10 protein-coding genes are annotated in these 12753 nt (G+C 67.6%); 4 read left to right on the top strand and 6 right to left on the bottom strand.

The features are described 5' to 3' along the window. Positions 1 to 205 precede the first annotated feature (205 nt). The 4 genes from AB0M88_RS50825 (at position 206) to AB0M88_RS50840 (ending at position 3454) form a co-directional block, all read left to right on the top strand. Entirely contained in the window at positions 206 to 544 is a 339-nt protein-coding gene (locus AB0M88_RS50825; RefSeq protein WP_364115133.1) for a hypothetical protein, read from the top strand. 481 nt (positions 545 to 1025) lie between these two features. After that, complete coding sequence (locus AB0M88_RS50830) at positions 1026 to 1715, top strand: hypothetical protein (protein WP_364115135.1); 690 nt, start codon at positions 1026 to 1028, stop codon at positions 1713 to 1715. A gap of 145 nt (positions 1716 to 1860) precedes the next feature. Next, a complete protein-coding gene (locus AB0M88_RS50835) occupies positions 1861 to 2931 on the top strand; it encodes a hypothetical protein (protein ID WP_364115137.1) in 1071 nt (356 codons plus the stop codon). A gap of 334 nt (positions 2932 to 3265) precedes the next feature. Then, positions 3266 to 3454 (top strand): GNAT family N-acetyltransferase, encoded by a 189-nt coding sequence (locus AB0M88_RS50840; protein ID WP_364115139.1) that lies wholly within the window; start codon positions 3266 to 3268, stop codon positions 3452 to 3454. Positions 3455 to 3533: 79 nt separating this feature from the next. On the opposite strand, the gene AB0M88_RS50845 is transcribed toward AB0M88_RS50840, so the two are convergent. The 6 genes from AB0M88_RS50845 to AB0M88_RS50870 form a co-directional block, all read right to left on the bottom strand. After that, positions 3534 to 4568 (bottom strand): hypothetical protein, encoded by a 1035-nt coding sequence (locus AB0M88_RS50845; RefSeq protein WP_364115141.1) that lies wholly within the window; start codon positions 4566 to 4568, stop codon positions 3534 to 3536. Between the two features lie 69 nt (positions 4569 to 4637). After that, positions 4638 to 8936, bottom strand: a complete 4299-nt coding sequence (gene mobF, locus AB0M88_RS50850; protein ID WP_364115143.1) for a MobF family relaxase — start codon at positions 8934 to 8936, stop codon at positions 4638 to 4640. A 624-nt stretch (positions 8937 to 9560) separates the two neighbouring features. Continuing rightward, a complete protein-coding gene (locus tag AB0M88_RS50855; protein ID WP_364115145.1) occupies positions 9561 to 9689 on the bottom strand; it encodes a hypothetical protein in 129 nt (42 codons plus the stop codon). A gap of 108 nt (positions 9690 to 9797) precedes the next feature. Beyond that, the gene (locus tag AB0M88_RS50860; RefSeq protein ID WP_364115147.1) at positions 9798 to 11498 is read right to left on the bottom strand and encodes a ParB/RepB/Spo0J family partition protein; all 1701 of its coding nucleotides are present in this window, start codon (positions 11496 to 11498) and stop codon (positions 9798 to 9800) included. 97 nt (positions 11499 to 11595) lie between these two features. After that, positions 11596 to 12021: a hypothetical protein gene (locus AB0M88_RS50865; RefSeq protein ID WP_364115149.1), complete on the bottom strand. Its 426-nt coding sequence runs from the start codon at positions 12019 to 12021 to the stop codon at positions 11596 to 11598. A 152-nt stretch (positions 12022 to 12173) separates the two neighbouring features. Continuing rightward, entirely contained in the window at positions 12174 to 12491 is a 318-nt protein-coding gene (locus AB0M88_RS50870) for a hypothetical protein (RefSeq protein WP_364115151.1), read from the bottom strand. Between the last annotated feature and the right edge of the window lie 262 nt (positions 12492 to 12753).

A 12753-nucleotide genomic window follows, 5' to 3' on the forward strand; every position in this document is an offset into this window, starting at 1 on the left:
CCAGGCGGTCCGCCTGGCGGACGGCAGTAGTCCGCTCGGCGGACACGCATCTTTAAGGAACTCTCCTTCGGAGAGTTCCACATCCAAAGACCGTCCGGGACGCGACCGCGGACACCGCACAACGCCGGCTGCCCCACCCGGCCCATCATCGCCGGGCCCAGGCGACGGGTCCCGGCTACCCGACGACTTCCGAGCTACCGACGACATGATTGCCTGGGCACGAGAAAACACCCCCGACGTAGGACGCGCAGCAACCGACGCATTTGTCGACTACTGGAAAGCCCAACCCGGGCAGCGAGGCCGCAAAACTGACTGGCTGGCCACCTGGCGCAACTGGATGCGGCGGGAACAGATCGACATTGAACGGCGTCCCGGTTTCCGCGGCGCACCGGTGCAAACCGCCGTCGACGCCGTCGTATCGCCGCGTCCGGTAGCGGAGGAGGTGTGCCCGGCTCACCGCGGTCACCGCGCCGCTACCTGTGGACTGTGCCGTGCCGAGCGCATCGCGGTCAGCGAAGCCGACAACGACGGGGCCTACCCGTGACCGGCCGCCACCCGGTACGGGCCGAAACCGCACATGGGCCGCACTACGACGACGAGTCGATGTTCTTGCCGGGTCGAACGTGGGTGCAGATGACATCGCTGAATCCGTTGGCCGCGCCCATGTATCGGATCTCCTCGCTTCCGCGCTGCGGCCGATGGTCATCTGCCCGTGCTGGGATGTCCCCGCGGACGGGGCCTGGGATCAGCGCCGTGACGGGTCGGCGCGGGCAACGACATGGCCGGCACGTCGCCAATTTTCCCCGGGGCCGGACGACACTGATGAAATCGTGCCGGCGGCGTTCGGTGACTGCAATCGAGGTCGGAAACCCGCTGATCAGAAGGGGCGCGACGCCGACCGTCGAGGACTCGCCGTACAGCCGCACACCTGGCGGCCCCCGATGGCGCCTGCCAACGACGGTGAAAAGGGGCCGCTACCATGACTGGCTGGTCCATGTGGATGCGTCAATGAATCGGGGTTTCGGATGCGCGGGCTGGTTGGCATGGTGACGGCGGCGATGGTGGTCGTGCTGGCTGGTTGCGGGAGCCCTGATTCTCGGCGTGCCCAGACGGTTGATCCACCGGCTCGCGCAGATTCCGGCGCCCGGGCCGTCGCAAACCGTATTTTCTCGGCGAAGCAGTTGGAAGATGCGCTGCTGAGTGTCTCGGAACTGCCGACCGGGTGGAGCGTCGACCCGGAGAGCGATAACTCCTCGACCAAGGACTCATCCGGCGAGTATGCCGAGTGCCCGCAGCTCGGGGCCGTAATCCAGCGATATCGCGACGCGCCTGCTGCAGAGTTCAAGTCACCCGCCGCCGCGGCCTTCTCCGAAGGGCTTCTGTCTCTACCACCGGCTGAGGCGAAAAAGATGCTCACAGATTTCTCCGCCGCGGTTGCAGCATGTAGGAAACTCAGCATCGACGGTGGTTATGGCAGGTCATTCGACATGTTCATGAGTGGCCTCTCCTTCCCGCAAGTCGGCGATGAGACGTTCGCGTTTCGTGCTACGGCCCAGACAGTTGGTGTCACCGTCAGCATGGACCAGGTTCTTGTGCGTCGAGCCGGCGTCGTCCTCGCGATTTCCAATCTGACGACGGGCGGCACCGCCGACACCACGGCGACCGAGGATGTGACACGACGGGCTCTCAGCAAGGTAGACAAGGTTCTTCGCTGACTGGGCTGCCGCAGCGATCGTCATGAGCCTTAAAGCTGACCTCGGCCGCTCCGGTGGGCTTTCTCGGGGGAACCGAGGTCGGTGAGGGCGGCCGCGCCGAAAAGCTGGCGCGGCCGGAAGTCATTTCCTGCGATGATGCCGAGTTGTGATAGCGATTCTGTCCGCGCTCGCTCGCGTGGTTCTTTGTGGTGTGCTGCCCTACCCTGACCTGCCGCGTCGCATTCGCGTTCGCCGCAGCGCCCGCATGCTCGCCACCAGCTGCCCCCTGCCTCGGGACGAGGAGCAGGTCACCGGCGAGGATTACGCACGATTGGCGCTGCTGCGGTTGCTGTTTTTGCAGCGCGAGACGCGCCGAGCAGTCCGGACACGCCAACGAGAGGCGGCGGCCCTGCTCGCTCGCACTGTCATCGAGACCTGCATCGTCGGTCTCTGGTGTCTGCTCATTCCTGGAGCCGCGGTCAAACTTCGCGCATCCGAGTACAAGGGCGCGGCGGCCATGCTGACCTTCCTATCGTGCACCGACTTCATCCCGGAGGAACTGATCCGGCGAGCGTTGAGCGCTCTCGGAGAACCGCAGAGCCTGCCAGCCGTACGGACCATGACCCAGCAGATCGACTCGAAGACATCCGCCACTCTGGCCATTCACCTGTACGACCTCGCGTACCGGCCTGCGTCGCAATACTTCACCCATGCCACCAACTCCGCGCTGCGCCGGCACGTCACAGCGGATTCCGGCTTCGCTGTCCGGCCTGCGAAGTCATGGGTCCGTCGCGCACCCGTGCGGTTGGTAGACGCCTGCGTAGGTGTGCTGGCCGGGGCCATCGCGAACAGCACCGCGGTCCCGGCAGATCTGTTCGTGCGGTATGGCGAGGACCACGCCAAGCGAGTGCTGCCGCCGCTGCTGGCCACCGTCGGTAAAGGAATGGGTCACAAGCTGGGCCGGGCTGGCATCGTGGCCTTGCTGAAGGAGGCGGGTGCAACGCGCGTATACCTCGCCGGCGCCGGCGCCGATGACGCCCCAGAAGTACGTGAAGCGCGGCTTCGATCCATGTACGACTCGCTCATCGCGCGGCTCGACATCACCGACGTTCCCCCGGACGCGATCCGACCCTTCGTGGACTACTTCGTCGCAAAGGCACTCGGGGAATGGGCCGCTGAGCACGCGAGCCAGCTTCCTCGGCGTTCACCAGACGGTGAAGAACCCGAGAAGGCGTAACCCGTACCAAACGGCCTACAGGTGCATGCCGCCGCGTCAGGGGCAGCCGTGAGCATGTCGGGGCCGTGCCGGTCTCGTCCTCGACTACAGTCCTTTGGCTGATCGTGCGGAGGGCCGACCTGGCGGATGCGGCGGCGCTCGCGGAGCTGCAAGACATCGGACCGGACGAGCTCGTAGCGTATGCCGATTGGGTGGCCGCCCATGCTGAGACGCATTTGGCGTTCGTCGTCGAGGTTGACGGGTGCGTAGTCATGCGCCGTTTGGCTGTTCGTCGCGTAACGGTTACCCCGCTAGGCATCGCTGGGACCGGCGCTACGGCGGCATCCAGTCGGTCATGGTTCGCCAGCAGTACCGCAGCCAGGGTATTGGGGCCGCGCTGATGGCCGCGATCCTCGTCGAGGCGCGTACCCGGGACCTGTCGCACCTGACGGTGCACTCCGGCCGCCTTGCGGTCGCTTTCTACCTGCGCAACGGCTTCAGCCATCACCGGCAGCTCCTGATCTGGGAGCCGGCCGCTCCTTGACCTGAGCTTGTTCATCGGTTCGGGTTCCAGCGAGCTGCCGAGACTCATCCACCCGCTGGTATCAGTCCCGGCACCGTCATCAGTCGATGCCGGGCTCTTCGTGGTCCGGCTCGGGTGCACAAGGGTCGGCGGGTACGACGTCGGAGGGGTCGACGATCTCCCGGGCGGACGACTGGCGTAGGTCCTGCTGCGATCCGTGAGAGGTAGCGGCGTCGATGGTCGTCGCGAGCCGGTCGATGTTCGCAGCGAGCTCGGCGATACTGGTGGCCAGTGACGTGTTCTGCGGCGCTGTCCGCGCATCGATTGCTTGGGTCAGCAAAGCGTTGTAGAGGTGGCCGGGTCCTTGTGCGCGGTTCGTGGTGCCGCCGTTGAGCGTATAGAATGACGTCGACGACAACGAGTTTTGAGCACTTGGGCTCAGGATTTGGGGACCGTGTTCGCCTGTGGGTGGAGCGGTCCTGTCGTTTGTCAGGGAGAGTTCTCTGCCGGTCGCAGCGTCGTGGATGGTGGCGACGCCGGCGACCCGGCTCCACCATTGCGGTTCGTCGAACACCAGCGCGCGTTGGAAGGCCCAGGCGGTGACGTCGGGTAGCCACAGTGCGGGTTGGTGCCGGTCGTCGACGTGCTGCAGTCGCATCCGGGCGTTGATGTGCTGGCCGCGGACGAGCCGCCGGTAGGTGGTGATGTCGGGTAGGTCGCTCGGGTTGACCTTGCGGCCCTGCAGCTGGGTGTCGAGTTGTTCGCGGGGGCTGGCTCGGGTGTCGAGGACGACGTCGCGGACCTTCTGGTCGTTGAGCTGGCGTAGTAGCTGTGTCAGCGCGGCTTGCCGGGCGACCTCTTGATGCTCGCCCAGGGGTGCTTGCGCGACCATGAGGGTCCAGCCGGCGTGGGCTTCGGTGGTGTCGAGCATGTCTTCGATGGGTTGGATGTGGCCGCGTCGGTAGAGGTCGCTGGCGTGGAACTCGCCGTGGTGGCCGGCGGCTTGGCGGGCGGCGTCGATGACGTCCGGCAGGTCGTCGGCGTCGACGAGGACGGCGGCGAACAGGTACGCGCCGGGATGCTGGCGCAGGCGGATGAAGGTTTCGTCGACGAACGCGACCGGGTGCCCGCTCATAGCCCGATCCGATTCCGGCAGGTGAGAGGCACCGAATCGACGTGCGTTCTGCGGTCGAGCATGCGGGTTTCAGGCATGGTCTGCCTCCGGCTCAGAGCGGTCGGCTGGTGCGTCGAGTTCGGCGTCCTCGAGGACGCGTTGCTGTGCGGCCTCGGCGTGGGTGGTGAGGTCGTCGGGAACGGGCCGCGCGTGAGGTTGGGGGCGGGTGGCGTCGACGGCGCGGACGCGGGCCGCGGTCTCCCGGACGGTGTCGGCGAGACTGTTGGCGTCGTCGGCGAGGTTCTGCGCGCGGCGCGCGGCCTCGGCCGCCGCGGCCAGGCCGGCGTAGCGGGTGGGCAGCGCGTCGGTGTACCAGCCGACCCACGTCTGGTGCTGGCCTTCGAGCTCGCGTACCCGTTCGCGGGCGGTATCGATGCGCCCGCGTGCCGAGTTGAGCCGCTCCTGAAGCTCGTCGACGGTGACGCCGGCACGGAGCGCGTCTACTTTGGCGTGCTGGTGACGGACCGCGGCGCGGGCCTGAAGCGGCCCGGCCTGCCACCACTTCGGTGTGGTGGCGTCGGCGTGCCGGGCCGCCGCTATCGCGGTGCTCTGGGCGGTGGACAGGTCAACACGCACGTCGCGGAACTGATTTTCGGCGGCCACGAGTTGCGTGTGAGCGACGCGGAGCCGACCAGCGACGTACGCGGGTGCGTTCTGGTCGGCGTCGCGTTGCGCGGCGATCAGGGCGCGGAGTTGGCCGTCGGTGGCGGCGCTGATCTGCCCGGCGAGCGTGGCCACGCCGAGGACGGTCTGGGCGCGGTGCCATCCTCCCCACCGGCCGGCGTCGCGTGAGGACGGCTCGGGGCCGATGGGATCGTCGGTGGCGACGCTGTAGCGGTCGCGGTAGGCGGCGACGACCGCGGCGCGGCCGGTCCACTGCCGCCGACCCGCGGCATCGTCAGGCAGCGGCCCGAGCGCGCGCGTCCAAGCGGGCCGCTCGGTGGCGGCTTGCTGGGCGAGAGCGTCGATGCGGGTGTCGCAGATGGCGGCGACTTTGCGTAGTTCTTCGCTGCCGTCGTGGTCGGTTGCGGGGAGGCGTTGGGTGTAGGTGCCGGCCTGGCCGGGGCTGAGCGCCACGGCCGGATCGACGACGGGGTTGTCGCCGTAGGTGTCGTAGATGCGCCAGGCAAGGACCGCGGCGACGTCGCGGGCGCTGCGCAGCTCCCGGGCCGACACCACCGCAGCAAGGACCTGTTCGGGGTCGTAGCCCGCGGCGGCCAACGTCTGCAGCCGAGCGCTGAGCGCGGGCAGAGCGGGGTCGGCGGTGAGATCAGCCGCGACGGCCGGTCCGGCGATAGTGCGCACGACGGCCGCGTAGCGGTCGGTGCCGGCCCGGGCGGACAGGTCGTCGTAGATCGGTCCCCAGTGCCGCAGGGCATCGACATCAGCCCACAGGGTCTGTTCGGTTTCGGTGGCGGAGCGGTCGGTGCTGTCGTTGCGCAGGATTTCGGCGAGCACGGTGACACCGGCGGGCGGCGCCGCGGGTGGGTGTGATTCTGGGGGTTCGTCGGCGGTGACGACGGCGAGCAGGTTGAGCAGCCGCCCGCGGGTGGCCATGACATACAGCCGGGCCCGGGTGGTCGCGGCATCGATGATGGCGCGGGCGGCGTCGACGGTGCGGCCTTGCGCAGAGTCGACGGTAGCGGCGTAGGCGAGCTGCACATGGTCGGCGACGTAGGTGGCGGGCAAGGCTGTGGAGGCGCCGCTGGTGGTGTTCTCGACGAGCAGATCGCCGTGCGCGGACAGTTCCAGGACGCGCCATTGGGTGCGGTTGGCGACGAACTGGTCACCGGCGATCAGGGTGCGGTTGTTGCGCCGGGTGACGATCAGGTCCCCGACACCGGCGTGGGTGCCGTCGGCGAGGGTGGCGGTGGGACCGGTCTGCACGATGCCGGCGCGGATGAGTAGCTGCCGGGCCTGGGTGGCGATGTCGGCGGCTTCGGCTTCGGTCTCGACGAGGATGAGGCTGGTACGGCCTTGCAGAATGTCGGCGGCCCAGCCGTCGAGCACGTGCGCGATGAGGTCGGTGCGGTGCCCGGCGATGATCCGGCTGCGGCGCTCGTATTCCGCGAGCACGGTGGTGTCGCCTTCACGCAGCCGCAGCGAGGCAGGGCCTTCCCACGGGTCGCTGAAGCGGCGGACCTCACGCAGCTCGGTGGTGACACCGAGGGAGGCTAGGTAGCGGAACATCCCCCCGGGCCCGATGGCGGAGATCTGTTCGGGGTCACCGACCAGGATCAGCTTCCCGCCGACCGCTTCGAGCAGCTGAATGAGGCGGACGAGATCGACGGTGGAGGCCTGCGAGGCTTCGTCAACGATGACCCACTGGCCGGGCTGGAACGCCCAGTCGTCCGGACTGGTGTCCTGCGGTGGGAAGTTTTGGGCGTGCAGCCACATGGCGATGTTCTCGGTGCGGATGCCCGGCTGCCCGCTGTCGCGGGTGGCGTCGGCGAGCACGAACGCGGCGTTCTGCCCGACGGTCAGGCCGAGCACGGGGATGCCGGCTTGACGGGCGGCGACACCGACAGCCCGCTGCAGGTAGGTTTTTCCGGTACCGGCCGGCCCGACGATCCCGGTGACCCGGCGGTCGTCGCCGACGGCGAAGTGCAGCGCGACGCGTTTCTCGTCTGACAGTTTCAGCCGGTCGGCGACTGCATTGAGCAGGGTTCGGGGTGCGGGGGTGGCACCGTGGCGGGTGGCGTAGGCGATGAGTTCTTTCTCGGCGGCCAGCACCGGTTCGGTGGACAGTTTCAGCTCGCGGTGGCGGCAGTAAACGCTTTGCCGGTCGCTGTCGCGGAGGAACGTTTCCCCCCACTGCAGCAATGCCGGCGGGGTCAGCACCCGCAGTCCACCGGCGCGGGTGCGGACCGCTTCGACGGCGTAGCGCTGCACCTTCCGCCAGTCCGCGCGGCGCTCGATGGCTGGGTTGACGTTCAGCTGACGGCCGATCGCCAGCTCGAGGTGATCCAGGGTGAACACGGCGCGTTCGGCGCTGAGCTCGTCGACAGCGCGTTCCACAGCCAGGCGCGGAAGACGCCGGATGGCGGCCGTAACGGCCGGCACCCGCTGCTCGTCGCGGGCCAAGCCGAGCTGCAGGGCTGCGGCGTGCAGGTCCTCGACGCGCACCGGCTGGCCGCCGCGGTGGCGTTGGGCGAGGCGGATGATCTGTCGTGCCTGCTGGTCGACGGGATCGAGGATGCGACCGACGGTGATGCGGCGAACCTCAGCGGCGGTTTCCAGTCCGGCCTCACGGTCTTCACGGCGCCACCGGGCGACGGCTTCGTTGGTGGATTCGGGACCCTCCTTCGGTCGGCGGGTACGCAGCGTGGCGTCCTGCGCGGAGCGCCGCCACCGACCGGCCGGAATCCACTCCCGGCCGGTGGCGGGGTCGCTGTGGCGGCTGCCGAGTTCGGTCTCGACGGCGGAGCGACGTTTCGAGTAGTGCCGGATCGCCAGCGGGTTGAACCCGACGATCTCACGGATCGGAGAGCCGACCCGGGCGGCGAACCGGACCCCCAGCCGGTGTGCGAGCCGGTGTTCCACGGCGCGTTCGTAGGCGATCCGGGCGGCGATGGTGGCCTGGTAGAACGCTTTGCTATCCAGGGCAAGCCACGTTTCCCGGCCGTCGCGCACGACGCGGACCTTGGACGAGACGATGATGTGCGAGTGCAGCTGCGGGTCTTTCTCACGCGACATGCGGTGGTCGAAGACCGCGGCAGCGAGGCCGTCGGTGTCGACCTGCACGATGCCGTTGGTGCCCAGCCGGGTCAACGCCCCATGCTCGCGCAGGTGCTCCAGCGCGGCGCGGACGCCTTCGTGGTGGGCCGCCATCACCTCGCGTTTGACCCGGTCGTCGCCGAATGCCCACAACAGCGAAACGCTTTTGACCGGGGACACGGTGACGTCGAACCCGGCGACTGGGTGTCGTTCCGGGGCCGTCCAGATCCGCAGCCACACCTGCGCGATCTGCTCATAGGTAGCGTCCTCGGGCAGCGCTTTCCACGCTTTTTCGACGGCGGCTTGGCGGCCTTGGTCGTCCATCGGCTGGAATTTGTGCCACAGCCGGCCGAGTTGTTCACCGGTCTGCGGGTGGCGGCCCTCACCGATGAGCTTTTGCAGCTGCTCGTTGCTGACCCGTCCGTGGACCCCGAACAGTGCGTGGCTTTGGCCGGCCCACCAGCCCGGCGCCTCGCCGTGCGCCTTCGGGTCGGCGTGATAAGCCACCGTGGCGTTGGGCGCGGCGGGGCGGAAGTCGTGCCGGCCGGTGGCCACCTGTTGGGCCAGATAGGTGATCCCGGCTCCCGGAGAGATGCGGGTTACCGAGAGCATGCCGCCGAGCGTAAGTGCCCGCCGGGCCCTTTATCGACATTGGAAATGCCAGGGGGTGTGCTACGTCTGAGAAGGGGTTTAGGGTGACCCGATATCGATGCTGGTGAGGGTCAGTACAAACAGTGTTCAACGATTGCAGGCGCAACAGAAGTAACATTCAACGATTGGTTGGTCTGGCTTTAACGAAAGCCGAAAATATAGCGTTAACGCATGGCGAGTAGAACAACGAATGAGGCTGTGTTGGGCTTGCGGCGTCGGCAGCAGGCGGAGGAGTCGGCTTTGACGGCGGCGTTGGCTGCTGCGGAGGCGGCGGAGCGGGCACGCGATAGACGGGCGGCTGAGTTGGCTCGGCTCGATGCGGCGGTGGGTGAGGCGGACGGGGCGGTGGATCTCGCTTTGGCGGTGTTGGCTTCGCTGCTTCCGGTGGACGTGGCCGCGCAGTTGGCGGGGGCGAGCGCGGCTCGGGTGCGTCAGGCGCAGCAGCGGGCTCCGCAAGATGAGGTGGCGCGTCGGGCGGGGGTCATTGTTGAGGTTCAGCCTGTCCGCCGACGGGTCGGCCGGCCTCGTGGTGGCGGTCGACCGGCCGGCGGGGGCCTTGGTTCGGGGTTGGGTGCGCAGGTCGTGTCAGCGCAGAAGGATGATGACCGTAAGGAGGAGAGCGGCGATGACGGCGGCTGAGGCGGCGGCGATAGCGAGGGCTCGTCCGATACGGACGATGGTGCGGCCGAGGCGGTCGTTGTTGATGATGGGCATGGCGGCCTTTACTGATTAGCGGGTTGACTGGCGGGCTTGTGCGGTAAGTGATGCTGACAGCATCAGGCCCCGACCCCGCCGTTGTGGCGGGGCCGGGGCCTTGTTGCGTTAGTCGGTGGTCGTCTCAGTGTGGAGCTGGGCTTGTTCCCAGGTGGTGGGTTCGTATCCGGCTTCCTTGGTCAGTCGATCGACATGGCGTGCGTCGGCTTTGTCGTAGCCGTCGCTTTGACGGATACGGGTTTCGTCGAGTGCCAGGTCGTAGATGTAGGCGGCGCGGGTGGCGAGCTTGAGGTCGTCGCGGTCGTGGTCTCCGAACAGGGTGTACACGGTGGTCTCCGCGTCGATCACGCTCGCGGTGCGTAGCCACTCGATGGCGAGTTTCTGGGCGTCGAGGTTTTCGATGTCTTCGCCCAGCAGCATGCGGCGAGACAGCCGGTTGGTGAGTTGGTCGCGGGTGGGGACCTTGGAGGCGATGCGGAGGCAGGCGGCGTCGCGGGCGGCGGTGGCGGTGCGGATTTCGTGGTCTTCGCGTTCGCGTTCTTCCCTGGCGCGGCGCTGCTCATCGGTCTCGGCGAGGGCCACGGGTTCGGCGCTCTTGCGGGTGGCGGGGGCGGCCACGCTCGTCCCGGTGTTCGTGTCGGGGGCCGGTCGGTCGTCCGGGGACGTTGCGGAGTCCGGGGAGGTAGCGGCGTCGGCGGCCGGGGTGGGCTCGGCGGGGGCCTCGGGGGTGGTCTGTGCCGGGGGCTCCTCGCGTTCCTTGGTGGTGTACCACTCGACGACGCCACCGTTGGCGACCCAGGCGATAACGGTGCCGTCGGCGATCGCCTTCTCGACGTTGTCGTTGCCGAGGATCTGGTAGGCGTGGCGGTGGCGCGGGCGCTCCTCGAAGTAGGCGGCCAGGTCCTCGATGAGCGGGATGCCGCGCTTTTTGAGTTCGTTGCGCTTCTTGGTTTGCTCCTTGGCGGCCTCGGCGGCGCGGGCCTCGATCTGGGCGGCGTCCTTGGCGGCGCGGGTGCGGGCCTCCCGTTCTTCGTCGGTGTTGTTGGGCATCGTCGCGATGCGGTCGAGCACGCGCTGTACGCGCTTGGGCTCGTTGGCGAACGTGATCAGGGCGTTGGCGACCTCGATAGTAATGGCCTTGGTGTCGAGTGCTTCCTGGGCTTGCTTGGGCAGCTTGAGCAGGCCGATACGCCGGGAAATCTGAGACTGGGGAATGCCGGTCTGGCGGGTGAGTTCGCGCTGGCTGAGCCCGTCTTCTTTGATCAGGCGCTGGTATTCGTGCGCTTCCTCCAAGGGCGAATAGTCGGCGCGCTGGACGTTCTCGATGACGCGCTGTAGGCGCTTGGTGGTGCGGTCCTTGACGGTCTCGGTGACCACGGCGCGGTAGGTGGCGTTTTTGGCGGCCTTGGCTCCGGCCCATCGCCGGTGTCCGAAGACGATGACGTATTCGATGGTCTTCGCGGCCGTGTCGAGGGCTTCGGCGTACTTGGCGGGCTCGGCCTGGGAGTCGATGCCCTCGGCCTCGGCGCGGGCGGCGTAGAGCTCCTTCGGGTCGTTGCCGTGTCCGGTCCACACGTGAAGCGGGACGACTACGCCGGGAGAGAGCTGGCCCAGCTTCATCGACTCGATGAAGTCGGCATCGGGGTGCAGGCGGCTGGCCGGGTTCTCGGGGTCGGGGGCGACGGCGTCGATCGGCAGGTCGTGGATCATCTGACCGGCGGCCTGGGCGGCAGCGACGATTTCGCGCTCTTCCGGATTACCTTCCGACTCGGCGGTCGGGTCGAGAACAGCGGTGGCTTTGTCAGCCATGAGAATTTCTCCCTGAGGGTTTGGATTGGAATGGGTGCGGGGTTGGGTCCGCCTCGGCCGGGCCAATGTGGTTCGGCCGAGGCGGGTTGACGGTTGGTCAGATGAGCTGACCGGCGATGGCGCCGCAGTGGTGGCAGATCGGGAATTGGGCGGTGAATGAGGCTTCCCGTACGTGCCAGAGTTCGAGGCCCGTCGCGGTTCGCAGGGCGTAGCGGCGCTCGGCGGCGTTTATGCACGCTTGGTCGAGGCAGGGGCCAAGCAGTCGGCAGAGACCGTGTTGGTCGGTCCTGCTGCCCTTGTAGATGACGAACAGGTTGGTCAGCTTGGCCTCGGTGAGGTTGAGGGCGGCCGAGTGTTCGGCGGTCAAGGGTTCGCCGGTGTGGGCGTGGTGGCCGGTGATGACGATCGCCTGTGCGCCGGTGGGAGGGTCGGAGACGATCCGGGCTGTCTCGACGTGCAGCGGCGCGCGGGTGAGGTGGTGCTCGACGATCTCGCCTCCGGTGAGCTCATGGGCGTAGACCAATGTTTGCCTCCTGGCATGAGGGGTTCTGAGTGCCGGGTTTGGGGTTGCCGTCCCTCGCCCTGCGCGTTTAATGTTACCCGACTTCGTGTTTTCGGGCAACTAGTTTGCCTTGGTTCGGGCTCGGCCTTGTGGGCCGAGCCCGAACCGGCGACTTAGTAGTCTTGCGGTCTTAGCAGTGTGGTGACGCGGTGTCCGGGGTCGGTGATGACCCACAGTTCGTGTTCGCCGTGCGGGCAGGTGCTCCGGTTGGTGCAGGGCTGGGTGTAGGCGGACAAGATACGATCGCCACTCTGGACTGCGGCGTCGTTTGATCGGGAGTCACGCGCGTCGACCTCGCCCCAGTCGCCCCGGTGGTGCCGCAGGATGTAGCTGGCTGCGGTGTTGTAGGCGTCGCCTTCCTCCGCGTGGTGGGCTGCGATCAGGTCAAGGGCGGCTGGCGTGATGTAGAGCTGGACGACCTTAATGACCATCGTCGACCTTTCGGCTCGGGATTCTGAGTGCCTGGGCTCGGGGTTGCCGTCCCTTGCCCTTGCACGTTTAATGTTACCCTTATGCCCGCACAGGGGCAACGCAAATGGCCAGGTCACGCGCGTTTTTTGGGTTTTTGGAGGCGCGCCATCTCTTGTGGTGGGTCATCCCGGCGGCCTGATCTTCGATTCATCACGCCGGATTCTGGGGTGCAAACCCCGGGGTTGGGTTTGCGGCCCGGGAGCCGGTGTGATTACCCCTTGG

This window comes from Actinoplanes sp. NPDC051411 (assembly GCF_040682075.1).
Classification (GTDB): domain Bacteria; phylum Actinomycetota; class Actinomycetes; order Mycobacteriales; family Micromonosporaceae; genus Actinoplanes.